The following is a 23,517-nucleotide window of genomic DNA, read 5'->3' as shown; positions in this document are numbered from 1 at the left end:
TAATTCACTAACTCACTAATTGACACATGAACGCAGCAGGATATATATTTTACATCATTTTTGTTATACCGCTTATTGCCGCCATGGCGTGGCTTATACGCCAGGACAAAAAAAAGGGCAAAGTAGGGCTTTGGGTACTCGCCGCATTAGTTGTTGGCGTATTGATATACGTGTACATTAAGCGCGATGCTTTGAATGGGGTGAGGCCGTAAAATAAAGAGATTATAAATATTATTAAAGTATTAAAGCCGTCATTGCGAGGAACGAAGCAATCGCGAACTGTGCAAGACGAACTTGCTTCCGTGCGATTGCTTCGTTCCTCGCAATGACGTGTTGGCGAACGCAGTGGACTCTTACTTCTCCGTCAAAACCGTAAACTTAAAATCAAGCGGTTCAAACAGGCGGATCAGCTCATCGATAAAAACCTGTCCCCATTTCACATACATCAGGCCGAAGTTTTCAGTGCGCTCTTGCAAACTGTCTTTTGGGAATAACTCGGCCTTTACCGTAATAAGCTGTTCTAACCGCACACTGTAGTTACGTTTCTCGGCTTTAACCAGTTTCTTTTCCAGGTTATCCATCGCTTTTTTTAGCCTTACCTGCACGGCTGTAGCCGATGGCGATAGGGTAGGGTCGATTTTATAGGCCCGAAGTTTTATTTTCTCGAACAGGCTTTCCATCTCGCGCCATTCTTCGGCTATGCTGAGGTTATGTTCGCTGTGTTTTTTGATCCAGTAGGTTTGCAGGGCATCGCTTTGCTTAAACAGGTCGATGGCTTTAAGATCCATCCGTTCTACTTTAGCTGCCTGCTCTTTTTTAATAACTAAGGCTGAGTTACGGAGGATGAGGATAGGGAAATCAATTTGATAATGATCGAAATTGGATTTCAACTCCAGCCAGTAAACCACTTCGGCACCACCGCCAATGTAGGCGATGTTAGGCAAAATACACTCCTGATATAGCGGGCGCATCACTACGTTAGGGCTAAAGCGTTCGGGGTATTCTGCTATCTCCTGTTTTAACTCCGCTTCGGTAAACCTAATCTCCGTGTTTAAAACGTGATAGCTGTCGTTTTCAAAAACAATGCGCTCGCGCAAATGCTCTTTCAGGTAGAAAAAGTTGATCTCGCGCGGGTTAACCTGGATATGTACACCAAGCTCATGAAGCTTATGGTTGGTTTCGGTAATGTTTTTAAAACTGTACTGACCAATAATGTCCTGCTCAATTATTGGCGCGAACTCTTTTTTAAACTCATGGTCATCGGCATCGATAATTACTAAACCGTATTGCCCGAACAGCGAGTTAACCAAATAACGGGTAGCATCGGCCAGTTTATCAAATTTGGTGTAGGCAGTCTCCACAATCTCGGCCAGATCAGCAGCGTGGCCCTCCATGCCCAATACTCCTTTGTACTGGTTAAGCGCCTGGCGCATACTCACCGGATCAATACGGCCGGTCGCGCCCGAAGCCTCGTACCACCAGTGCACTTTTTTGCCGCCAATGTTGGTGTAGTTGATCTCGGCAAAATCATGGTCTTCGCTGGCCATCCAGTAAACAGGTACAAAGTTTTTACCGGGATGGGCAGCTTTTAGTTGCTGAGCCAGTTTAATGGCAGTGGCAATTTTATAAAGAAAATACAACGGCCCGGCAAAGATATTGAGCTGGTGACCGGTTGTGATGGTATATGTATTATCCTGCTTTAAAAGTTCCAGGTTTTGAGCGGTAAGCTCGGTAGAATAAGAGCATAGCTTATCCGCTTCCTTGCCTAAACACTCATACTGCTTGGTTAAAACACGCACCAGCACTTCGCGATCAGCAACCACCTTCTTGTTTTTTAGAAACTCGGCAAAGCCAGCCATGTCCGGTCGGTAACCGTAAAAAGGTTGCAACTCGGGTTTATTGTCGATGTAATCGGCAATGGTGTTGGAGAAAAAACCGGTGTCTTTATAACTTATACAGGAAGCGTCCATTTTGTTGATTTCGGATTTGGGGTGTTCGATCTCAGATTTTGATCTAAAATAAAACACCAGCAATTAAATAAAATTGCTGGTGTCGAAATTAGATTATATATCGCAAATCGCTTAACAGCAAGCTGCAAATTACTATTATTTTACAATTTGTCCATAAAGGTCAAAGTCCTCGGCGCTGTTAATCTGTACGTTAACAAAGCTTCCAATGGTTGCATAATCAACGCTGGCATCAATTAACACTTCATTATCTACCTCTGGCGAATCAAATTCGGTGCGGCCAACAAAATAACCGCCGTCTTTTTTATCGATCAGCACTTTATAGGTGTTGCCAATCTTCTCCTGGTTTTTATCAAACGAAATGCCTTGCTGAATTTCCATGATGGCATCGGCACGTTCCTGTTTCACTTCTTCAGGTACGTCATCAACCAAACTATGGGCATGCGTTTTTTCTTCGTGGGAGTAGGTGAAGCAGCCCAAACGGTCAAATTTGGTATCCTCAACCCATTGCGCCATCTCTTCAAAATCCTGCTGGGTTTCGCCAGGGTAGCCGGTGATCAGCGTAGTACGCATGGCAATACCCGGTACACGATCGCGAATTTCGTTCACAATATCGATGGTTTTTTGCTTGGTGATACCACGGCGCATCGATTTCAGCATATTATCGGTAATGTGCTGTAATGGCATATCCAGGTATTTGCAGATGTTTTCACGCTCGTTCATCACATCCAGAATCTCCATCGGGAAACCTGAAGGGTAAGCATATTGCAACCTGATCCACTCGATACCATTCACATCAGATAAACGGCGAAGCAACTCATCCAAATTACGTTTGCCATAAAGATCAAGACCGTAGTAGGTTAAATCCTGAGCTATCAAAATCAACTCCTTAGTGCCGTTCTTAGCCAGTTTCTTAGCATCCTCCACCAATTGCTCCATCGGCGAGCTCAGGTGTTTACCACGCATCAACGGGATAGCACAAAACGAGCACGGACGGTTACACCCTTCGGCAATTTTAAAGTAAGCAAAATGCGATGGGGTGGTTAGTAAACGCTCACCGATTAACTCGTGCTTGTAATTTGCCCCTACAGTAGCCAACAAATTTTGCAGATCGTTAGTGCCGAAGTAAGCATCAACATTGGTGATCTCGGCTTCAAGCTCGGGTTTGTAACGTTCGCTTAAGCAGCCGGTTACAATTACCTTACCTACTTTACCCTGCTCTTTAAGCTCGCTGTATTGCAGAATAGTATCTATCGATTCCTGCTTGGCATTATCAATAAAGCCACAGGTATTAATTACTATAATATCATTTTTGCCTACCTTCTCGGCCTCATGCACCACATCAAACTGGTTGCCCTTCAACTGCCCCATCAATATCTCCGAATCGTAGATGTTTTTTGAGCAGCCTAACGTAACCACGTTTACACGGGGTTTGACTTGCTTTACCGAAGGGCGTGAAATTTCCTTTGTCTTCATATCTCTCAACCCGTCATTGCGAGGAACGAAGCAATCCCAAGCTGTACAGGGCGGACCTGCCTGTCGGGGATTGCTTCGTTCCTCGCAATGACGTCTTTTTACTTTATTGTTTAAATAGTGAGTCAACGAATGCCTGCCTGTCAAACAACTGCAGGTGGTCCATTCCTTCGCCAACACCTATATATTTTACCGGGATCTTAAACTGATCCGAAATACCTATTACAACACCACCTTTAGCCGTACCATCAAGCTTAGTAAGCGCCAACGCATTTACGTTGGTAGCCTCTGTAAACTGCTTGCATTGCTCAATAGCGTTTTGCCCTGTAGATGCATCCAGCACCAGCAAAATCTCGTGCGGAGCACCGGGGATTACCTTTTGCATTACGTTTTTAATTTTGGTAAGCTCGTTCATCAGGCCTACTTTGTTGTGCAAGCGGCCCGCGGTATCTATAATAACCACATCATCCTCATTAGCCACTGCCGAACGCAGGGTATCATAAGCAACCGAAGCCGGATCTGAACCCATGGCCTGGGCTACAACCTTTACACCAACACGTTCGCCCCAAAGTTTGATCTGGTCTACCGCAGCAGCGCGGAAGGTATCGGCAGCGCCTAATACTACTTTATTGCCGGCCTGTTTTAGCTTGTGGGCCAGTTTGCCTATGGTGGTGGTTTTGCCTACGCCATTTACCCCTACTACCATAATTACATATGGTTTATGGTCGCCGTATTCAAAGTTGCGGAAATCGTTGCTGTTGTTTTCGGCAAGCAGCTGCTGAATTTCATCTTTTAGCAAGGTGTTCAGCTCGCTGGTGCTTACGTATTTATCGCGGGCAACACGGGCCTGAATACGGTCGATAATTTTGAGGGTGGTGGTTACACCCACATCCGATGTTACCAGGATCTCTTCCAGCTCATCAAGCACATCATCATCAACGGTTGATTTACCGGCGATGGCCTTGGTGATCTTCGAAAAAAAGTTATCCTTGGTTTTTTCTAAACCGGTATCAAGCGCCTGCTGTTCCTGCTGCGTATTTTCCTTTTTCTTAAAAAAATCAAATAATCCCATGTTCGTTGATATGCAAATGTGCTAATTTCAGATGTGCAGATTTCAAATGTGCAAATGTGCGGATTTCAGATGTGCAAATTGAAAATCCTCATCTGCATATCTGCACATTTGAAATCTGCACATCAAACAAAAAAAGCCCTCTCGTAAAAACAAGACGGCTTCTTATATTTTAATCAAAGAGTGATTAGATAGTTTTACCAGCAATTGCATCCTTAACTAAATCGTTAGGGACAATTTGGGTTTTGAATGAATAAGCACCGGTTTTAGGTGATTTATTCATGGTGATCACTTTTGAATATTCTTTGCCTTTACCTGCTACTTTCAGGGTTGCAACTACTTTCTTTGCCATTTCTTGTTAATTTATTGAATTAGTGACTTATTGAATAGTAAGTTAATTTGTTGTTAGCATGTTAACCTAATCAACCAATCAACTTCATCAACCAATTATTTTATCTCTTTGTGAACAGTTACTTTACGTAAAACAGGGTTGAATTTTTTCAACTCTAATCTTTCGGTAGTGTTTTTCTTGTTCTTAGTGGTGATATAGCGAGACATGCCTGGCATACCGCTTGTTTTGTGTTCGGTGCACTCTAAAATCACCTGAACCCTGTTGCCTTTTTTTGCCATTTTATTTTTATGTTGTACGTGTCACCTCACGGCTTACGTAATTTTTCAATTTTATTATACTGCTAAACTTGCAAGCCAACTACTAAATGTAGCCTTTTTTAACAAATTTATTGATGCAGGCGGTAATACCGTTTTTGCTGATAGTTTTAACCGCCGAAGTAGATACCTTTAAGGTAATCCATTTATCCTCTTCAGGGATATAAAACTTTTTAAGTTTCAAGTTAGGATGAAACCTGCGTTTTGTTTTAACGTTTGAGTTTGAAACGTTGTTACCAACGATAGATCCTTTTCCTGTTAGATCACAAATTCTTGACATGACAAATATTTTTAATTATCAACCCTTTATCCAAAAAGAGTTTGCAAATATCAGACTTTTAAATCAAATATTCAAGGGTGATTTCAAAAATTTTTAAAAAAGATTTTTGGAGGAGGCTGGTAGTTATGTTATTAGGCAGTAGTAGGTTATTTTGTCTGAACCGGAATTTGGGGGAATTTAATAACTAATAGAATTAGAAAAGCAAATTCGATAAATTCTTTAATTAGTTTAATTCGAGTTCAGACAAAAAAATTCCTGATTACCGCTATTTTGATCATATCACCGATAAATAGTCGTCAATACCCCGCTCTTTGAGGATTTCTTTATATGCAATAACGATTTCATTAGTCTTATTGAAATTAGTTAATCGCAACACAATAACTTCCGTACTTAAATGGCGAAATCTTTCTTTAAGTAAAAATATCCGTTCAAGTTCTTGTTGAGTTTTGTTTTTTCTCATGAAAAGATTCGGTTAGGGTTAGGCTGTTAAGATAATCAAATCCGGCACAAAAAATCAAACCGAAGGGGAATCTAAGTTTTCTATATCAGTAACCAAGACCAACCTTTTTATACAACCTTCATTGTAGATGGCTTTGTGCCCGTTTAGTTTCTGTAGCCGACTACTTTCCTTAACGCGGCCTGCGCTCAGCCCAGAATACATCTCAACCTTTAATTTAGGTTTAGGCAAAACCTAACCTCTAATCTCCAACCTCTAATCACCCTAAACCACTTCTTAAAATATTTTAAAAAGATGCAATTTTAATTTACACATCACACATAATTTATTAAATTACGGCCGCCATTTAAACCAGTATGAAACGGTTACCGGCCTGTGTTTACAGAAATAATTCAGGCCCGGCAGCAGCTTCATCTACCAACCAAACACCAACCAACCAATGAAAATTACATCGTTTGAAGAGTACAAAAAAGTTTACCAGCAAAGCGTTGAGCAGCCCGAACAATTCTGGGCCGGCATTGCCGATAATTTTTTATGGAAAAAGAAGTGGGATACCGTACTCGACTGGAATTTTAAAGAACCGAAAATAAAATGGTTCCAGGGGGCGCAGCTTAACATTACCGAAAACTGCCTCGATCGCCACCTCGAAACCCTTGGCGATAAACCGGCCATCATCTGGGAACCTAACGACCCCGAAGAAGACCATCGCATACTAAGCTATCGCCAGCTGCACGATAAAGTTTGCCAGTTTGCCAACGTACTTAAAAACAACGGCGCTAAAAAAGGCGACCGGGTATGTATTTATATGCCCATGATCCCCGAGCTGGCCATAGCTGTTTTAGCTTGTGCCCGCATCGGTGCAATCCACTCGGTAGTGTTTGGCGGTTTTTCGGCCCAATCCATAGCCGACAGGATAAACGATGCCGAGTGCAGCATTGTAATTACCTGCGATGGTGGTAAACGCGGCAATAAGGAAGTGCCGCTTAAAACCGTTATTGATGATGCTTTGGTACAATGCCGTTCGGTTAAAAAAGTAATTGTGCTTACCCGCAGCCGTACGCCGGTTTCGATGATAAAAGGCCGTGATGTTTGGTGGGAAGATGAAATTAAAAAGGTAGAAACACAAGGCAATCCCGAGTGCCCGGCCGAGGTAATGGATGCCGAGGATATGCTGTTTATCCTGTACACTTCAGGTTCAACCGGCAAACCTAAAGGCGTGGTGCATACCTGCGGTGGTTATATGGTTTACGCCGGTTATACTTTTGCCAACGTGTTTCAGTACAACCAGGGCGAGGTTTATTTTTGTACTGCCGATATCGGCTGGATTACCGGTCACTCGTACATTGTTTACGGTCCGCTTTCGCAGGGGGCTACTACACTGATGTTTGAGGGGATCCCTACCTACCCGGATTGCGGCCGTTTCTGGGAGATTGTTGATAAGTTTAAAGTAAATATATTATATACCGCGCCAACGGCCATCCGCTCGTTAATGAGTTTCGGACTGGATAACGTAAATAACAAAGACCTCAGCTCGCTTAAAAAATTAGGTTCGGTAGGCGAACCTATTAATGAGGAGGCCTGGCACTGGTTTGATGATAACATCGGCAAAAACCGCTGCCCAATTGTTGATACCTGGTGGCAAACCGAAAACGGTGGTATTATGATCTCGCCTATCGCGGGCATCACCCCTACCAAACCGGGCTATGCCACCTTACCGCTGCCGGGCGTACAACCTGTACTGGTTGATGAAAACGGTAAAGTGATTGAAGGCAACGGCGTAAGCGGAAACCTTTGTATCAAATTCCCGTGGCCGGGCATGCTGCGCACCACTTATGGCGATCATGAGCGCTGCCGTACCACCTACTTCGCCACTTACGAAAACATGTATTTTACCGGCGATGGTTGCCTGCGCGATGAGGATGGTTATTACCGCATCACCGGCCGTGTTGATGACGTGCTGAACGTATCAGGTCACCGCATCGGCACTGCCGAGGTGGAAAACGCCATCAATATGCACAGCAGCGTGGTTGAATCGGCAGTGGTGGGTTATCCGCACGATATTAAAGGCCAGGGTGTTTATGCTTACGTGGTTAGCCCTGATAAACATGGTGACGAGGATATTACCCGCAAGGATATCATCATGACGGTATCGCGCATTATTGGCCCGATTGCCAAACCGGATAAAATTCAGTTTGTAACCGGTTTGCCAAAAACACGTTCGGGCAAAATTATGCGCCGTATTTTGCGTAAGATTGCCGAGGGCGATACCTCGAACCTGGGCGATACCAGCACACTGCTTGATCCGGCTGTGGTTGATGAGATTAAGGCAGGAGCTTTGTAATTAAAATACTTTAGCTAATTTTAACGCTAAGTATAATATCCCTCGTCATTGCGAGGCACGAAGCAATCCCCGATTAGCAGGTCCGCCCTGTATAGTTTGCGATTGCTTCGTTCCTCGCAATGACGTTTGTTTTAAAACACGTTGTCATGCCCAGGAACGAAGCATCTTCTACAATTTGCATGGCGGCTATACAGGGTGAAGAAGATACTTCGTTCCTCAGGATGACAAGATGAAGATGTTATATTTCCTTCAGATGTCGCGGCTTTTGTTACTCGCAATGGTGTTTTTTAAATATCTCAGTAGAAAATGAGCAAGATAGGAAACAATAAGTCTAAAATGAGGAAGATAACGCCGCTTCTTGTCTCTTTACTCTTGATCTCCTGTCTATGTTTTTCACAAACTAAACACAACCTCGATTTTTTTACCACCCACAACCAGTTTTACCTCTGCGATTCGGCATTTACCGGCACTACCGGCGATACCACCTTTTGGAATAACGATGCACAAACTGCCCGCTTAGGTACTACCGAAGATATTATCGGCATAAAAGTAGCCAGCTTTGGCCACGTAAAAGCCGAGCTGAATGTTTTGCACACGGCCGATACAGAAAAAGATTTCGGCAAATATGACCATGTGGTTGAGGGTAGTGTAAAACTAACTTCGGGCATTATGGAGATCCTGAACTTTCCGGATACCAAAATCATCCTGAAAGCTATTGTTACACCAGGCCGGTACCGGGTACGCATATACTCGTATGCTATTAAAAATGTAAACCCCGAGGATGATGAGGGGACAGATCATTACAAGATTACCCTTTGGCCTGGTGAGGGTTTGGACAGAAAGGTACTGAAAGCCTTTAAAGAATAGAAATTGGTATGGACTTAAAAGAAGATTGGATCGCACTATTTGATAAAGACTTGTTATCAAAAACATTTTTATGGCCAGGGAATTCTAACCAAATTCTTTACTGGATAAAACGGTATGAAAATGGCAAGTACCACTATCCACGTACGACAAATAATAAATACAAGTTACGAAGTTTCGAGTTTTTTGATTCGCAACTTAAGCCAACGGCACTTGAATATGGTGGTTTGAATAAATGGGAGTGTGTTAGACTTGAAGAAAAGGCATTGGATGCAAGCGGAAGTTATTGTTTCTGTTCAATTAAAGACCCATTAGAGAACAGCCTAAGCGTTCGTATGCACGGTCGTTGGAACACCAGCCACGGAGGATTTGTCACATCTATAAGTCAAGATTTATATATTAGTTGCTTAATGCTATTTTTAAAGGAACTATCTGTATACAAAAACTGGGAGGACTTAAAAGTTAACAATTTAGAAATGTTTACTGACATCACAAAACTGAACGGCGTCCCTCAATCAATATTTGAAAGAGTTGAAAAAGGCACATATAAATTTTAATAATTTAATCACTGGTCGAGGTTAGCGATAGCATAACTTCGACCAGTGCAAGGGTTTCGCAAACCATCCCCTCTCCTATACGTTATCCATATACATTTAAATAAAAACATCATGGATAAATTAGAAATAAAAGGCGGCTGGAACGAACTGAAAGGCAAAATTAAACAAGCCTACGGCGACCTTACCGACGATGACCTTACCTGGCAGGAAGGCAAAGACGATGAAACATTAGGAAAACTTCAGCAAAAAACGGGCAAAACCCGCGATGAGCTGGTGAAGTGGATAAACAGTTTGTAAGAATGAGAAAAAGCTCCGGGAACGGGGCTTTTTTATTTGAAAAACTTTGATAATTCGATACCCAGACCTTGTAAGATCACCGATTTTAAAGTTTCATTCTTCTGAGCTTTCTGATGAAGATAATAAGCCCCATCCTGCAATAAATAGAGATCGGCATTCTCCTGTACCGGATCTATTATAATGTACTCTTTAACACCAAACTTTTCGTATATATCTTTCTTTTGCCGAAGATCGTAATAAGCGTTTGACGGTGATAATATTTCGATAACGATATCAGGCGCACCCTCAACCCGGTCCTTCACCAATTCAGTAACCCTATCCGCAGATATAAATAGAATATCTGGCTGTAAAATATTACCCTCATCAAATTTCACGTCCATCGGTGCACTTACCAAAAAACCGTAGTTATTTGTCTGGTCCATGAAGTTGGCAATTGCCTGGGTGATTTTAACGGATATTACCTGATGGATAGGAATAGGTGAAGGCGACATAATTAAATCATAATTGATCAGCTGAAATGGCGCACCTTCCTCCAGCATCAAATAATCCTCTGCGGTGTATTTTTTCTTATCAGCAATCAGCATAAATCAAATATAACTAAAATCTGTTTGGCGTTCAAATACATAGCTGTCGCGTTAAATAATTTCAATCGAAATTTACTTTATAGTGCAACTTGTGGTTTTTGAGTATGTCTTTTGATAAACAGCCTACATGAAACCAAACCTCAAAAAATTATCCCTTGTTTTATCATTTATCACAACTGCATTAAGGTTATCGGCTCAAGATAACCAACTATCCAATTCGGTTGTCAATGCCAATAAACAACTGAAAGAGATCCAAAACAATAAAAAGATTAATGCAGATTCAACTTTTAAACTCCTTAGTCATTGGAAAAAATATCCTGTAATTGACGCCGGCAAGGATTACGTTTTTTATTATACCGATTCCGTTTTCGGTAAAGTTCCTTTTCGGGTATTTGTGCCCCCAAATTATAACAATATACGTAAGTCGGCTTGTATTCTGTTGCTTCATGGCGCCGTTGGGCAATTTACTTTTGCCGATATTGATAGCTTGAAAAAATTTAATGATGACATTTTGTTTAATACCATCAGCAAACAGCGATACATTGTTATCAGGCCAATTGGCGATGAGCGTAATAAAAAATTCACCTGGGTTGTCAATAAATTCGGAAATGTTAATCCAACCTTCAAAACGCTCACAGCAATTTTAACTTCGGTAAAAACGATGGTAAATATTGATGATAACAAGGTATTTGCCGTAGGGCATTCTGATGGCTCGGATGGTAGTATCGGGCTTGGTGTTTATGCTCCGGATCAACTTGCCGGAATAATGGCTTATAACTCAATGCTCACCAATATCTTCGCTTCAGATTTTTATATCCGTAATATCATCAATACTCCGCTGTACCTCGTTCACTCCGATCTTGATGACCTGCGCCCTATTCAGCAAACCCGCGTTATTGTAGATTCTTTAAAGAAGATAGATAAGCAAATTACCTACAAAGAGTACATTGGTTACCAGCATTATGATAAACACCTGGACCAGGAATTGCCGCTTGTGCCCCAATTTGTGAATAGTATAAATAGAAACATCTTCAAAGATTCTGTTTATTGGGAATTAAAAAGAGCCGACGTTTATAATGCATGTAGTTGGTTAAAAGTAACAGGAGTAAATACTGAGCTACGTGTAGCACTATGGCATACCTTTTTTAATGTAAAGGCATACAATAAATTAAATAGAACATGGATACATGATTATTACTACAATGAGCCAAGCGCGGCAATTAAAGCTACATTCCTCAACAATACGTTCGATATTAAAACATCGGGTATTACCTCGGTCGAGGTGTTGATCAGCCCGCAAATGGTTAACCCGGCAAAACCGGTTATAATCAATATCAATGGCATGCGGGCTTTCACCGGAGTGATAAATGCCGATAAAAATTTCATGATTAATCAATTCAAAAATAGTTTCGACAGGGAAGCAATCTGGGTAAATTCAATTAAATTAAAAGTTGAGAGGTAATTGGGGGGGAGGACTGACGGTAATTGCTGTTTATAGTTTGCATTGATTATTTCACTGAGCCAAATTAACCATGCGTCTGGTTTTACTTATCATGAAAATTACGATGGAGGTTTCAAAAGCCAGAGCAAGGAATATATATTGGGTTGTGCCAAACAAATATGTTTAATACAGGGTTTATTTTACGGCTTATCACGCAATCACATTAGTAAATCAAACCTAATCCATCTACCAAAATATAATGAAGCAAGACCCGAACAGCTTGACAGATAGCGAAAAGCGTTACCGTGCCCTGGTCATAGCCACATCAGATGTGATGTATACTATGAGTGCCGACTGGCAGGTGATGTACCAGCTGCATGGCGGTGATTTTTTATCAGATACGGGCGAGCCCATGGTTGACTGGATGGACAAATACATTCATCCAAAAGATCGCGAACGCGTACAATCTGCAATTGCACATGCTATCCGCACTAAAACTATGTTTCAGTTGGAGCACCAGGTTGTACTGCCCGATGGCTCACTTGGCTGGACCTACTCGCGGGCGGTGCCTATACTGGATGAACACGGCGAAATTACCCAATGGTTTGGAGCAGCTAATGATGTTACCAACCGGAAGCGCACCGAAGACGCTTTACGTATAGCCAAAGAGGCAGCCGAGCAGCAAAAACGCCTGTACGAAACCATTACCTCCAATACGCCCGACCTGATCTACGTTTTCGACCTGGATTACCGCTTTACTTATGCAAACGATGCGCTGCTTACCATGTGGGGCAAAACCTGGGATAATGCTATAGGAAAAAACCTGCTGGAAAACGGTTATGAACCATGGCACGCCGAGATGCACGAAAGGGAGATTGATAAGGTGGTGGCTACCCGGCAACCCATCCGGGGCGAGGTGTCTTTTCCACATGCTACACTGGGCAGGCGGGTGTACGATTATATTTTTAGCCCGGTGGTTAATGAACTTGATAAAGTGGTGGCGATAGCCGGCACCACCCGCGATATTACCGACATCAGGCTGGCCGAACGAACGCTTACCGAAAGCGAAGCCCGCTTCCGTACCATGGCCGAGGGTACCAATATTTATATCTCCATGGGCGATGAAACCGGTAATGCTATTTATTTTAACCAGGCCTGGAGCAGGCTCACAGGCCGCTCGATGAGCGAATTGATAGGCTTTGATTGGGTTGAAATGCTGCATCCCGACGACAGGGAAAATTATCTTGCTGTGTACAATGAGGCTTTTAAAGCCCGGGTACCTTTTCATACCGGTTTTCGCGTGCTTGCCGCCGAAGGAGATTACCGGTGGCTGTTAACCGATGGATCGGTAAGGCGCTATAACGATGGTTCGTTTGCCGGTTTTATTGGCGCTGCGGTAGATATTACCGAGCTAAAACAGGATGAGCAGCGCAAAAACGATTTTATCAGTATGGTGAGCCATGAGTTAAAAACGCCGCTTACCTCGGCCCTGGCTTATGTGCAGGTATCAAAAAAACGAACGGAGGAAGCGGGCGATGCCGTATCTGCAGGGATGTTGGATCGAACAGAAAAGCAACTTACTAAAATGGCCAGGATGATCAATGGCTTTTTAAATGTTTCGCGCCTCGAATCGGGTAAGATCCAGATCGATTGCCGGCGCTTCGACCTTGCCGGGCTGATGAAAGAAACCGAAGATGAAACCCTTGCTTCCGTCTCTACGCACCGGTTATTGTTTGCGTCGGTATCGCAGATTTGGGTAAACGCCGACCGTGAAAAGATTGGCCAGGTGATCCAGAACCTTATCAGCAACGCCGTTAAATATTCCCAGCCAAATTCAACCATCCGCGTATCGGCAGATGTGGTTGACGGCAAAGTGCAGATCAGCGTAAGCGATGAAGGCATTGGCATCAGCCAACAAGATCTGCCCCGGTTGTTTGAACGTTTTTACCGGGTTAAAGATGCCGAGACCCGCCACATCGCAGGCTTTGGTATAGGCCTGTACTTATGTTCTGAAATTGTTAAACAACATGGCGGCAGGATCAGAGTTGAAAGTACGGTAGGAGAAGGGAGTACTTTTTATTTTACTTTGCCGGTGGTGTAAGAAGGGCCTGTTAAAAAGCAAAGCCGCCTTAAACGGACAACCTTGCTTGTATTATTTTATAACCTCGGGCGCACGCGTGCCGCGTGTGTCGTTTCTCGCCGTTGTTGGTGTTGTCACCATAGGTGTTCGGAAGAAATAAAAAAGCGGGGGATTGTGCGATTCCCTCCCTTGGGAGGGTGTAGGGAGGGGTTTCTACACCCTGCATATTCGTCGGGCAAGGCGTAAAAACCCCTCCCTGCCATTGCGCAATCCATCACACCCCTCCCAAGGGAGGGAATGAAAAAATCTTCCGAACACCTATGGTGACAACACCATAGGTGTTCGGAAGAAATAAAAAAGCGGGGGAATTGTGCGATTCCCTCCCTTGGGAGGGTGTAGGGAGGGGTTTCTACACCCTGCATATTCGTCGGGCAAGGTGTAAAAACCCCTCCCTGCCACTGCGCAATCCATCACACCCCTCCCAAGGGAGGGAATCAAAAAATCTTCCGAACAGCCATGGTGACAACACCAACAACGGCGGTGGGATCGCTTCTATATTTGATGTGATTTTTATTGTCCTGAACTCACATTAAATTACAGCCTCGGATCCACCGCCTCACTTTCCATAGCCAAAACCCCAAACACACATTTATGCACCCGCCTTAAAGGTTCCTTATCAGTAAAACGCTGCAAGCCTTCAATACCCAAGGCGAATTCGCGCATGGCCATGCCGCGTTTGGCGTTTAGGCCGCGTTGTTTAAGGCGTTCCAGGTTTTCGGGTGCCGTATATTCCGGACCGTAAATGATCCGCAGATACTCGCGCCCCCTGATCTTTATTGCAGGCTGAATTAAGCCTTTACCATCCTTTTCAATAAAATTATAAGGTTTCACAACCATGCCCTCGCCGCCTTTACCGGTTAAGTTTAGCCACCATTCGGTGGCGTTCTGCACATCGGCGGCATTATCCAGTTCTACTATTTTATAAGGAGTTGCCAGCAGTATTGCAGTATCGGCATTGCAGATCTTTTTGATCTGTTCCATGTGCCACTCGTGGTTTTCGCTTGTCCATAGTTTACCTTCGGATGCCAGGATGTGGAAAGGGGCCAGTTTATAATCATCAATGCTTTTAACCTCCCAGCAATATTGCTGGTAAGCGGCGACAAACTGTCCGGCTTCCTGCGCCCTTGAACTATATTCATCTAACAGGGCCTGCCCGTTAGCATCACGTTCGGCTAATTGTTTCAACGCCGCGTTCACATCATTCAGAGCGTTTACAGCCGCGCTGCCCACCGATGCATATTGCGATTGTAACAGTGTTTGCGCTTTAGCATTCCATGGCATTAGTTCGGTATCCAGACAAACCCAATCGGTTTTAAACTGATCATAAAAGCCGGATGTATTGAGAGCCCCATTAAGCCGCTGTAACAAAGCCTGCTCGGTTTCTTTATCATTAAAAAACGCCCTGCCGGTGCGGGTGTAAACAGTGCCAATACCTTCACCGGTAATACCGAATGCTTTACTGATGGCATTTTCATCGCGCCCAACAATAACTACTGCCCTTGAGCCCATGTGTTTTTCCTGGCAAACTACTTTGTTAATCCCCGCGGCTTTGTAATAATCAAAAGCCTCATCCGGAAACTCGAGGTAATCATCCAGGATACTTGTTTTTGAAGGACTCATGGTTGGCGGCAAATACATCAGCCATTTTGGATTGATAGCAAAGCGGCTCATTACCTCCAAGGCGGCAATGGCGTTTTCTTCGCGAATGGTAATGTTATTGCCCAGCCTTGTTTCAACTATCTGCCTGCCGGTAAATTCGGCAATGTCGAGCACTACATCATTTTCCTGTTGCAGGGTGAGATTAGCTGCTGTTGCTTTGCCATGATCTAAAGGTTTTACAGGTACGCAATAAACTTTTGCGGCCTTTACCCCAACCAACTCACGTTCGGGATAACGCAGGGCAGTTAATGAACCGCCAAATACGCAGCCGGTATCAATATCGATAGTATTGTTGAGCCATTGCGCTTCGGGCACCGGCGTATGCCCGTAAACTACCATAGCCTTGCCGGTGTACTCGCTTGCCCAGTTAAGGCGCACGGGTAAGCCAAATTCATCAATCTCGCCCGTGGTTTCGCCATAATAACAAAACTCCCGAACTGCGCCTGAACCGCGGCCATGCATGTTTTCCTTCAACCCGGCATGGGCAACCACCAGCTTGCCGCCGTCAAAAACATAATGGCTCACAAGGTTATCTAAAAATCGCTTTACCTCATCCCTAAACTCAGGAGTTTCGAGGCTGAGCTGATCAATGGTTTCCTGCAGGCCGTGCTTTACCTGCACGTTTTTACCGTTAAGCCAGCGCACCAGTTTAATATCGTGGTTGCCGGGTACGCAGTAAGCATTGCCTGACGCTGTCATGTCCATAACCAGTTTCAGCACTTCGGGTGTTTTAGGACCCCGGTCAACCAAATCGCCAACAAAAACAGCCTTTCTGCCTTCTGGATGCGCCCAGGTGGTAGCATTATTCTGATAACCAAGTTTGGTTAAAAGTTGGGCCAGTTCATCATAACAGCCATGCACGTCGCCAATAATATCCAGCGGACCGGCCTCCTGCTTTTTGTTGTTGTATAGCGGATCGCGCACAATGCCGGTTATGGCCTCCACCTCTTCGGGCGATCGCAACTCAATGATATGACGGAAACCCTCAGACTTCAGTTTTTTAAAACTGCGCTTTAATTGAGAGATATGCTGGGGGATTACGTGTGCGCCAAAATTACGGTCGGGCCGCAGGGCGTTGCGCTGGGCGCATACCTTTTCGGGCATGTTGAGTATAATGGCTACCGGAAGGCAATGGTATTCGCGGGCCAGGTTTATCCAGTCTTTCCGGGCATCTTCCTGAACGTTGGTGGCATCAACAACGGTTAGCAAACCGTTTTTTAAGCGCATCCCGGCAATATACCGGGCCAACGCGAAGGCATCGGCCGATGCGGCCTGGTTATTTTCATCGTCGCTAACCAAACCGCGGCAGGTATCGGACGATACTATCTCCGTAGCCTTAAAATGTCTGCGTGCGAATGATGATTTGCCCGAACCGGTGGCTCCCATCAGTATTACCAATGATAGTTCGGGTATTTGTATAGTTTTATTGGTCGACATTTTTGATCTCTGAATTTAAATTAAACTGTTCGGTGCCTTTTACGCGGAGGCCAAACACCGCCATCTGGCTTAAAGCGCCAACTTCCGGGTCCGATTCACCTATCGGTTTAAATATTACATCATAATTGTGCTTTAAGGCTACATCTGTTGCCCATGCTTCAAACTGTTTGCGCGTCCACTCAAAACGGTGGTCGGCGTGGCGCATTTTTCCGCCTTCCAGGTTTTCAAACTTTACGTTGTACTCGGCATTGGGCGTGGTAACAACCACTACTTCGGGCCGGGCATATTCAAAAACCGATAGTTCAAGGGCTGCAAGCCTTGGTTGGTCGAGGTGCTCAATTACTTCAACCAGCGCGGCGCCGTCAAAACCTTCCAGCCGCTTATCGCGGTAAGTAAGCGATCCCTGGATCAGTTGTACGCGTTCGCGCTGTTTTTCGGGCAGGCGATCCAATTTTAAACGTTCCTGAGCAATCTCCAGCGAGCGGTAGCTCACATCCATCCCCAGTAAAAACTCAAATTGTTTTTCGGCCATCAGCAGCTTCATGAGCTTGCCTTCGCCGCAGCCCAGGTCGGCTACGCGCTTTGCCCCGGCGGCTAAAAGTTCATCGCGTGCAGCCAGCAGGCGCAGGTCATGGATGCGGGGTTTGGGTTCGATGAGCACCGCAAGGGTATCTTCGGTTACCGTTTTTTCATCGGCATCCTCTTCTGTTTCGTCCTTGCTTACCAAAACCTCAAAAGCTTTATTAGCCAGCGCGCGTTGGTTTTTTAAATAACGGCGTACAATAAGCTCCTGAGCCGTATGCGTTTCGAGCCAGGCTTTCCCCTTATCAAGCAGTTTTTCGATCTCATCTCTGGCAATCCAGTAATGCTTATCGTTATCACAAACCGGGATCAGTACATATAAATGTGATAGCAGTTGTTGCAGGGTGATGGTATTGCTTAGTTCGACAGTAAAATAACGGCTCATGCCCCAATCAGGAAAAGCCGGGTCGAGTGGGTGCTGCGTTGCGGTGATGGCGTAGCCCAATGGCTCGAACAGCGTTTTAAGCAATTGTTCGCCGCCACGCACGGGCAGTACCGAAAGTTTTACCACAAAAGGCATGGCAACGTCAACCAGTTCGGGCTTGTCTTTACAACGACCATTTAGTGCCGATGAATAGGCTTTGGCAATAGCCGCGCTCATGAACGAGCTGCATACATACGGGCGATCATTCACATATTGTTCGAGGGCGAAATCATTGCCTTTAGGGCCGGCGTTCCTTACCAAACCTACCGGGTCGAGATCGAGCAGCAGGGCCGCAGTGCATAGCCGCGCGTTCACTTCGGGATAAAAGATATGTGCCTTACCGGCCGATAGCTCCACCTGTTGGATCCTGCCCGGATGCTTATGCAGCAAAAAGCTCAGATCATCTGCCGGGATATGCGTTGTGGTTATAGTGAGTAACATTTTTTGTATAAATTATTTTTGCCAGGTATAGTACGGAATTATTAACGGCTATGCCTGCGATGGTACAAAGATGTGGCATTGCTGCGCAGTGTATTTGCGCAGGGGAAAATTATTTTAAAAATATCATCAAACAAAATCCTATCTTTGCCTCAATTCCTGATTTATTAACCTTTTAAATATCAAGGAACCATGACAGAGCAACGCTACATATCGCCCCTTTCGCTCATTGCCTGATAAGGCAGGCAAACATTGTATTTTCTGTTTAGATAATTGCATGGGTGTATGCTTATGCCTGTAAATATTTTGCCTGTCGCCATTATTGGGTTTCCTGAGCACTTTTAACAAGGGTATATCCTCATCTCCGGGGACGAACGGAAACCAAAAAACAATTCAAAAAAATTAATGCATTGCTAAAACGTGTGAATGGCTGTGCCATAACTAATCGGCGCTGGTTTACATCGCGTTGGCAAAATTTAAAACAGCTCCGGCATGGCTTAGGAAAAATCGCCGGCCGGAATCAAAAAACATAACCCTCCATGGGCAATTTAAGAACAAAAGATTTAAGTAAAATAGGCTATCATAATGACCAGCTGCGAAGCCTGGTGATTGGCATCGCCTCAAAAAACTTTAAACACCACAGCAAGCAGCAACTGCTTGACCTGTTGGTGGAAATAAAAAACAACCCGGAAGCTTTTCTGGATGATGAGCTTACCGCCAAAATTGCGCAGAAAGTAATTGGCAAGGTAGATGGACCTGCGTTTAAAGCGTATGAACTGCGTGATGAGCCCGTATTTTGCAAAACCTACGGCGGCAAAGGCATCGAAACATCGGCCAAAAAACAAATGGAACTGGCCAACCTTTTGCCGGTAAGCGTACAGGGCGCGTTGATGCCCGATGCACATATGGGTTTCGGGCTGCCTATAGGCGGTGTACTGGCTACTGATAACTCGGTGATCCCGTACGCGGTAGGGATGGATATTGGCTGCAGGATGGCGTTATCTATTATTGATGAAAGCGATGGCTTTTTGAAACGTTTCGATTATCAGATTAAGCAGGCCCTGAAAAATCATACCCATTTCGGTATGGAAGGAGGCCTGGATGCAAGACAGGAGCATGAGGTGCTGGATAATAAGTTATTTTACGAAATGCAATTATTAAGGCCCCTGCACAGCAAGGCGGTAAGGCAGTTAGGTACATCAGGCAATGGCAATCATTTTGTTGAGTTTGGTGAGATAGAACTGTTGGCAGATAATACTTTAGGCTTACCTGCTAAAAAGTATACAGCATTATTAAGCCACTCGGGTAGCCGGGGATTAGGCTCGGCCATAGCAAGGCATTTTACGCAAATAGCCATGAACACCTGTAAACTGCCCCGCCATGCGCAGCAACTGGCCTGGCTTGATTTAAACACCGAGGCGGGCCAGGAATACTGGCTGGCGATGACCCTGGCCGGCGATTATGCCAAAGCCTGCCACGAGCGTATCCACGCCAACCTGCTAAAAGCGCTGGGTCTACAGGCTTTGCACACGGTTGAAAACCATCACAATTTTGCTTGGAAGGATACATTGGCTAACGGTAAAGAAGTGATAGTGCACCGCAAGGGAGCAACCCCGGCACACCAGGGCGAGCTGGGCATTATTCCCGGCAGCATGACCACATCGGCTTACCTTGTAGCGGGCAAGGGAGTGGGCGATGCTTTGTATTCGGCGTCGCATGGCGCGGGCCGGGCCATGAGCAGGCAGAAGGCTAAGGACAGCATGACCGTTTCGGCCATGAAAAAGCTGCTGAGCGGCGCGGGAGTTACGCTGATTGGTGGCACTGTTGAGGAAAACCCATTAGCCTATAAGGATATCGAAACTGTAATTGCCGCCCAGCACGACTTGATTGACATACAAGGCAAATTTTTTCCGCGGATTGTACGAATGAATAAGGAGTAGTGATGAAAAAGATGATGATCCAGATTACATCAGGCAAAGGCCCGGCAGAGTGCTGCCGGGTTGTTGCCTGCGTACAAAGCCTGATGATGAAACAGGCTAAAAAGCAAAATATCAACCTGCAGGTATTGGAAAACAAACCCGCCGAACTGAATGGCACACTACTTTCTGCAACCATGATGGCCGAGGGCGATAGCCTTGATGCTTTTATTACCGAATGGACAGGCACCATCCAATGGATAGCGCAAAGCCCTTACCGCAAATACCACAAGCGTAAAAACTGGTTTGTAGGCATAGCTGCTTTTGATATAAAAGAGCTGATGCAATGGAACCCCAAAGATGTAAAGCTGGAAACCTGCCGGGCATCGGGCCCAGGAGGGCAAAATGTTAACAAGGTGGAGACAGCGGTTAGGGGCACGCACATCCCATCGGGTTTACAGGTGCTGGCAATGGATAGCCGCTCGCAACTGGAAAATAAAAAGCTGTGCCTGGCCCGGTTGGAGGCTAAGATCATGGTTTGGCAAACGGAGCAGTTGATGGTGCAACAGCAAAGCCAATGGCAGGAGCACAATATGTTGGAGCGGGGAAACCCGGTTAAAACTATTAAGGCAGAGTTGTATTAGGGTGAGATTACTGAACCTATTCCTTTAATGCATGCTATAAACCCACGTCATTGCGAGGTACGAAGCAATCGCGAACTATGAAGAGCGACCCTGCTTCCGTGCGATTGCTTCGTACCTCGCAATGACGTGGTTGGTAAAATTCGATCCTGACCTCCTAATTCAAAACCCTATACTCATTAGGCGCATACCCCACACATTGCTTAAACAGCCTGCTAAAATGCTGCGGATATTTAAAGCCAAGCTCATAAGCTATCTGGCTTACCGATTTACTGTTATCAAAAATCTTTTCTTTGGCCATATCAATCACTTTGGCCTGGATGTATTCATGAGCTGATTTGCCTGTTTCTTTTTTCACCAGGTCGCCGAAGTAGTTGGCCGAGATATTGAACTGATCGGCACAGTAAGCTACCGATGGCAGGCCGATGGTTTGAGGTTTGTCCGACTGGAAATATTCATTGAGCAGGGTTTCAAATTTTTCGAGGATGCCTTTGTTTACATTGTCGCGGGTAATGAACTGGCGTTCGTAAAAGCGCTGGCAGTAATCCAGGAACAACTCGATATTGGTTGTGATCAACTTTTTGCTGTGTTTATCTATGGCGTGTTCCAGCTCGAAATGTATTTTCAAAAGGCAATCTAAAATAAGCCCCGCACAGGTTGCATTAGCCTGGCTGCTTGCACAAAAGCCATGGATAGCGCCTATCCCGGGTACAACCAAACTTCATCGTTTAGAAGAAAACCTGGCAGCTGTTGATCTGGAACTTACCGCTGATGATTTGGCTCAGATTGAAGAAGCTGCAGCTAAAATCACCATTACCGGTGATCGCTATCCGGCGCAGATGCAGAAAATGGTAAACAGGTAATTAAATAACAATTCTTGTTTCCGCAGGCATAAATCCTTTTAAGGAGAAAGATATAATTTAATCCTATTGGTTATAAAACGGCGTATAAATACGGTTTTATTAAAGCACGTATTTATAAGCTATAACAGCGTTTTTAATACCGCTTACTTTGTTCTTGTTAACAGCAAGCTTCTGAAAAACAAACGGCGGATCCGAAAAGCCGGAACAGAGTAGGACTAAACCAAAATAAAATAAATTATGTCAACCTTTAAAGTTAATGTACCTGCAGGCCCAATCTGGAACCAACAGGATGCCGCAGTAAAAGCACCTGTTGTTGCAGCCGCTCACCAGGGTAAATGGACAGGCCAATGGAGCACTGTAGTGCCAAGCCAAATGAGTGTTGTTGAAGTTGAACTGAATGTTCAGAATACCGGCAGCAACGAGTTTAAAACAAACGTTTTGGCCGGCCCTATCTGGAGTAATGACGAAGCCCAGAGCGTGGGTGCAGCCATTGCCGCATCATACGGCGCTACTTTCACCGGTCAATGGAGTACCATTGTTGAAGGAGTAATGAGCGTGGTTGAAATAAAATATACCTTTTAATACGTTACAGCTAAACGTTTAAAAATGACAAAAGCCCGGGAAGAGAAAAACCTCCCGGGCTTTCTGTTATTTATACCAGCATCCCGCCCGATACCTCTATACGCTGGCCGTTAACCCAACGCGCGTCTTCAGTACATAAAAAAGCAACTACGCCGCCAATATCTTCGGCTACGCCCGGGCGACCAAGGGCCGTCATGCTGCTCACTATTTTTTGCAGGTTTTCATCATTGCGCAGGTGCCCTCCGCCAAAATCAGTTAACACGGCTCCGGGGGCAACAGTATTGGCCCTGATGCCTTTTGCACCCAGTTCTTTGGCCAGGTAACGGGTAAACACTTCAACCGCACCTTTTAATGAGGCATAAACTGATGAGTTAGGTACACTAACACGGGTTAAGCCAGATGAAATATTAACAATTCCGCCATTATTATTTAAAAGCGGCAGCATTTTCTGGGTTAAAAAATAAACGCCTTTAAAGTGAATGTTCAATAGCTCATCAAATGTTTCTTCGCTAACATCGGCAATAGGGGTATAGCCACCAATCCCTGCGTTATTAACCAGGTAATCAAAATGATCGGTACCGAAAGTGTTTTGCAGCACATCTTTCAATTGATCTGAAAAAGCGGAAAAGCTTTTTAAATCGCCTACGTTTAACTGCAGGGCCGCGGCTTTTTGGTCGCCTTGCTGTATCTCCGCTACCACCTTTTCGGCCTCGCCTTGCTGGCTGTTATAGGTAACAATTACATCCAATCCTTTTTTGGCCAGGTTTAATGCCATGTCTTTACCCAGGCCGCGGCTGCCGCCGGTTACCAGGGCTATTTTATTTTTAGTTTCCATCTTT

The 23,517-nt window shown here is 44.8% G+C and carries 23 protein-coding genes; 11 read left to right on the top strand and 12 right to left on the bottom strand.

Annotation, left to right across the window (positions count from 1 at the left end; all coding sequences use genetic code 11):
• Positions 1–26 precede the first annotated feature (26 nt).
• Positions 27–212, top strand: a complete 186-nt coding sequence (locus tag HYN43_RS21810) for a hypothetical protein (RefSeq protein WP_119406050.1) — start codon at positions 27–29, stop codon at positions 210–212.
• Positions 213–353: 141 nt separating this feature from the next.
• Here HYN43_RS21810 and bshC read toward each other — a convergent pair whose 3' ends face one another.
• The 7 genes from bshC to HYN43_RS21775 form a co-directional block, all read right to left on the bottom strand.
• Positions 354–1,970 (bottom strand): bacillithiol biosynthesis cysteine-adding enzyme BshC, encoded by a 1,617-nt coding sequence (gene bshC, locus HYN43_RS21805; protein WP_119409068.1) that lies wholly within the window; start codon positions 1,968–1,970, stop codon positions 354–356.
• 135 nt (positions 1,971–2,105) lie between these two features.
• Positions 2,106–3,443: a 30S ribosomal protein S12 methylthiotransferase RimO gene (gene rimO / locus HYN43_RS21800; protein ID WP_119406049.1), complete on the bottom strand. Its 1,338-nt coding sequence runs from the start codon at positions 3,441–3,443 to the stop codon at positions 2,106–2,108.
• A gap of 103 nt (positions 3,444–3,546) precedes the next feature.
• On the bottom strand, positions 3,547–4,512 hold the full coding sequence (ftsY, locus tag HYN43_RS21795) for a signal recognition particle-docking protein FtsY (RefSeq protein WP_119406048.1): 966 nt from the start codon (positions 4,510–4,512) through the stop codon (positions 3,547–3,549).
• A 184-nt stretch (positions 4,513–4,696) separates the two neighbouring features.
• Positions 4,697–4,861, bottom strand: coding sequence for a DUF4295 domain-containing protein (locus HYN43_RS21790; protein ID WP_022830074.1), 165 nt, complete (start codon positions 4,859–4,861; stop codon positions 4,697–4,699).
• 95 nt (positions 4,862–4,956) lie between these two features.
• Positions 4,957–5,139, bottom strand: a complete 183-nt coding sequence (rpmG, locus tag HYN43_RS21785; protein WP_022830075.1) for a 50S ribosomal protein L33 — start codon at positions 5,137–5,139, stop codon at positions 4,957–4,959.
• Positions 5,140–5,221: 82 nt separating this feature from the next.
• Positions 5,222–5,455 carry a 50S ribosomal protein L28 gene (gene rpmB / locus HYN43_RS21780; RefSeq protein ID WP_022830076.1) on the bottom strand — a complete coding sequence of 78 codons (234 nt, stop codon included), beginning with the start codon at positions 5,453–5,455 and terminating at the stop codon, positions 5,222–5,224.
• A gap of 274 nt (positions 5,456–5,729) precedes the next feature.
• The gene (locus HYN43_RS21775; RefSeq protein WP_119406047.1) at positions 5,730–5,915 is read right to left on the bottom strand and encodes a hypothetical protein; all 186 of its coding nucleotides are present in this window, start codon (positions 5,913–5,915) and stop codon (positions 5,730–5,732) included.
• Between the two features lie 409 nt (positions 5,916–6,324).
• On the opposite strand from HYN43_RS21775, the gene acs reads away from it, so the two are divergent.
• The 4 genes from acs (at position 6,325) to HYN43_RS21755 (ending at position 9,971) form a co-directional block, all read left to right on the top strand.
• Positions 6,325–8,253, top strand: coding sequence for an acetate--CoA ligase (gene acs / locus HYN43_RS21770; protein WP_281024326.1), 1,929 nt, complete (start codon positions 6,325–6,327; stop codon positions 8,251–8,253).
• A gap of 336 nt (positions 8,254–8,589) precedes the next feature.
• A complete protein-coding gene (locus tag HYN43_RS21765) occupies positions 8,590–9,120 on the top strand; it encodes a hypothetical protein (RefSeq protein WP_162996576.1) in 531 nt (176 codons plus the stop codon).
• Between the two features lie 8 nt (positions 9,121–9,128).
• Positions 9,129–9,674, top strand: a complete 546-nt coding sequence (locus HYN43_RS21760; RefSeq protein WP_119406044.1) for a hypothetical protein — start codon at positions 9,129–9,131, stop codon at positions 9,672–9,674.
• A gap of 111 nt (positions 9,675–9,785) precedes the next feature.
• Positions 9,786–9,971, top strand: a complete 186-nt coding sequence (locus HYN43_RS21755) for a CsbD family protein (protein ID WP_091208858.1) — start codon at positions 9,786–9,788, stop codon at positions 9,969–9,971.
• Positions 9,972–10,003: 32 nt separating this feature from the next.
• Here the strand turns inward: HYN43_RS21755 and HYN43_RS21750 are convergent, their stop codons facing one another.
• Positions 10,004–10,555, bottom strand: coding sequence for a Uma2 family endonuclease (locus HYN43_RS21750; RefSeq protein ID WP_119406043.1), 552 nt, complete (start codon positions 10,553–10,555; stop codon positions 10,004–10,006).
• Between the two features lie 127 nt (positions 10,556–10,682).
• Between HYN43_RS21750 and HYN43_RS21745 the strand changes: the two genes are divergently transcribed.
• Entirely contained in the window at positions 10,683–12,017 is a 1,335-nt protein-coding gene (locus HYN43_RS21745) for a hypothetical protein (RefSeq protein WP_119406042.1), read from the top strand.
• 238 nt (positions 12,018–12,255) lie between these two features.
• Positions 12,256–14,097: a PAS domain-containing sensor histidine kinase gene (locus tag HYN43_RS21740; protein ID WP_119406041.1), complete on the top strand. Its 1,842-nt coding sequence runs from the start codon at positions 12,256–12,258 to the stop codon at positions 14,095–14,097.
• A gap of 573 nt (positions 14,098–14,670) precedes the next feature.
• On the opposite strand, the gene HYN43_RS21735 is transcribed toward HYN43_RS21740, so the two are convergent.
• Together HYN43_RS21735 and HYN43_RS21730 are read right to left on the bottom strand one after the other, a co-directional pair.
• The gene (locus HYN43_RS21735; protein WP_119406040.1) at positions 14,671–17,232 is read right to left on the bottom strand and encodes a polynucleotide kinase-phosphatase; all 2,562 of its coding nucleotides are present in this window, start codon (positions 17,230–17,232) and stop codon (positions 14,671–14,673) included.
• Positions 17,219–18,679: a 3' terminal RNA ribose 2'-O-methyltransferase Hen1 gene (locus HYN43_RS21730; protein ID WP_119406039.1), complete on the bottom strand. Its 1,461-nt coding sequence runs from the start codon at positions 18,677–18,679 to the stop codon at positions 17,219–17,221. The genes HYN43_RS21735 and HYN43_RS21730 overlap by 14 nt, the downstream gene beginning before the upstream one ends.
• A 536-nt stretch (positions 18,680–19,215) precedes the next feature.
• Between HYN43_RS21730 and HYN43_RS21725 the strand changes: the two genes are divergently transcribed.
• Together HYN43_RS21725 and prfH are read left to right on the top strand one after the other, a co-directional pair.
• Entirely contained in the window at positions 19,216–20,616 is a 1,401-nt protein-coding gene (locus HYN43_RS21725; protein ID WP_119406038.1) for an RtcB family protein, read from the top strand.
• A 2-nt stretch (positions 20,617–20,618) separates the two neighbouring features.
• Positions 20,619–21,236: a peptide chain release factor H gene (gene prfH / locus HYN43_RS21720; RefSeq protein WP_119406037.1), complete on the top strand. Its 618-nt coding sequence runs from the start codon at positions 20,619–20,621 to the stop codon at positions 21,234–21,236.
• Positions 21,237–21,390: 154 nt separating this feature from the next.
• On the opposite strand, the gene HYN43_RS21715 is transcribed toward prfH, so the two are convergent.
• Positions 21,391–21,810: a helix-turn-helix domain-containing protein gene (locus HYN43_RS21715; protein ID WP_281024301.1), complete on the bottom strand. Its 420-nt coding sequence runs from the start codon at positions 21,808–21,810 to the stop codon at positions 21,391–21,393.
• 19 nt (positions 21,811–21,829) lie between these two features.
• On the opposite strand from HYN43_RS21715, the gene HYN43_RS21710 reads away from it, so the two are divergent.
• Positions 21,830–22,096, top strand: a complete 267-nt coding sequence (locus HYN43_RS21710; RefSeq protein ID WP_119406036.1) for an aldo/keto reductase — start codon at positions 21,830–21,832, stop codon at positions 22,094–22,096.
• Between the two features lie 237 nt (positions 22,097–22,333).
• Positions 22,334–22,678 (top strand): mannan-binding protein, encoded by a 345-nt coding sequence (locus HYN43_RS21705; protein WP_119406035.1) that lies wholly within the window; start codon positions 22,334–22,336, stop codon positions 22,676–22,678.
• 70 nt (positions 22,679–22,748) lie between these two features.
• On the opposite strand, the gene HYN43_RS21700 is transcribed toward HYN43_RS21705, so the two are convergent.
• Positions 22,749–23,513, bottom strand: a complete 765-nt coding sequence (locus HYN43_RS21700; protein WP_119406034.1) for an SDR family NAD(P)-dependent oxidoreductase — start codon at positions 23,511–23,513, stop codon at positions 22,749–22,751.
• Positions 23,514–23,517: the final 4 nt, after the last annotated feature.

This window comes from Mucilaginibacter celer (genome assembly GCF_003576455.2).
GTDB classification, from domain to species: Bacteria; Bacteroidota; Bacteroidia; order Sphingobacteriales; family Sphingobacteriaceae; genus Mucilaginibacter; species Mucilaginibacter celer.
Note: the sequence above shows the minus strand (reverse complement) of the source record. Positions and strands in the feature narration are given on the sequence as shown.

What these genes read in the sequence shown, in the direction of transcription:
- rpmB (WP_022830076.1), bottom strand. Translation starts at nt 5,455, where the DNA reads ATGTCAAGAATTTGTGATCTAACAGGAAAAGGATCTATCGTTGGTAAC.
- HYN43_RS21700 (WP_119406034.1), bottom strand. Translation starts at nt 23,513, where the DNA reads ATGGAAACTAAAAATAAAATAGCCCTGGTAACCGGCGGCAGCCGCGGC.
- HYN43_RS21710 (WP_119406036.1), top strand. Translation starts at nt 21,830, where the DNA reads ATGGCGTGTTCCAGCTCGAAATGTATTTTCAAAAGGCAATCTAAAATA.
- HYN43_RS21755 (WP_091208858.1), top strand. Translation starts at nt 9,786, where the DNA reads ATGGATAAATTAGAAATAAAAGGCGGCTGGAACGAACTGAAAGGCAAA.
- HYN43_RS21775 (WP_119406047.1), bottom strand. Translation starts at nt 5,915, where the DNA reads ATGAGAAAAAACAAAACTCAACAAGAACTTGAACGGATATTTTTACTT.
- HYN43_RS21810 (WP_119406050.1), top strand. Translation starts at nt 27, where the DNA reads ATGAACGCAGCAGGATATATATTTTACATCATTTTTGTTATACCGCTT.
- bshC (WP_119409068.1), bottom strand. Translation starts at nt 1,970, where the DNA reads ATGGACGCTTCCTGTATAAGTTATAAAGACACCGGTTTTTTCTCCAAC.
- HYN43_RS21760 (WP_119406044.1), top strand. Translation starts at nt 9,129, where the DNA reads ATGGACTTAAAAGAAGATTGGATCGCACTATTTGATAAAGACTTGTTA.
- HYN43_RS21765 (WP_162996576.1), top strand. Translation starts at nt 8,590, where the DNA reads ATGAGGAAGATAACGCCGCTTCTTGTCTCTTTACTCTTGATCTCCTGT.
- rpmG (WP_022830075.1), bottom strand. Translation starts at nt 5,139, where the DNA reads ATGGCAAAAAAAGGCAACAGGGTTCAGGTGATTTTAGAGTGCACCGAA.
- HYN43_RS21735 (WP_119406040.1), bottom strand. Translation starts at nt 17,232, where the DNA reads ATGTCGACCAATAAAACTATACAAATACCCGAACTATCATTGGTAATA.
- HYN43_RS21750 (WP_119406043.1), bottom strand. Translation starts at nt 10,555, where the DNA reads ATGCTGATTGCTGATAAGAAAAAATACACCGCAGAGGATTATTTGATG.
- HYN43_RS21725 (WP_119406038.1), top strand. Translation starts at nt 19,216, where the DNA reads ATGGGCAATTTAAGAACAAAAGATTTAAGTAAAATAGGCTATCATAAT.
- HYN43_RS21745 (WP_119406042.1), top strand. Translation starts at nt 10,683, where the DNA reads ATGAAACCAAACCTCAAAAAATTATCCCTTGTTTTATCATTTATCACA.
- HYN43_RS21730 (WP_119406039.1), bottom strand. Translation starts at nt 18,679, where the DNA reads ATGTTACTCACTATAACCACAACGCATATCCCGGCAGATGATCTGAGC.
- HYN43_RS21740 (WP_119406041.1), top strand. Translation starts at nt 12,256, where the DNA reads ATGAAGCAAGACCCGAACAGCTTGACAGATAGCGAAAAGCGTTACCGT.
- prfH (WP_119406037.1), top strand. Translation starts at nt 20,619, where the DNA reads ATGAAAAAGATGATGATCCAGATTACATCAGGCAAAGGCCCGGCAGAG.
- HYN43_RS21790 (WP_022830074.1), bottom strand. Translation starts at nt 4,861, where the DNA reads ATGGCAAAGAAAGTAGTTGCAACCCTGAAAGTAGCAGGTAAAGGCAAA.
- HYN43_RS21705 (WP_119406035.1), top strand. Translation starts at nt 22,334, where the DNA reads ATGTCAACCTTTAAAGTTAATGTACCTGCAGGCCCAATCTGGAACCAA.
- ftsY (WP_119406048.1), bottom strand. Translation starts at nt 4,512, where the DNA reads ATGGGATTATTTGATTTTTTTAAGAAAAAGGAAAATACGCAGCAGGAA.
- rimO (WP_119406049.1), bottom strand. Translation starts at nt 3,443, where the DNA reads ATGAAGACAAAGGAAATTTCACGCCCTTCGGTAAAGCAAGTCAAACCC.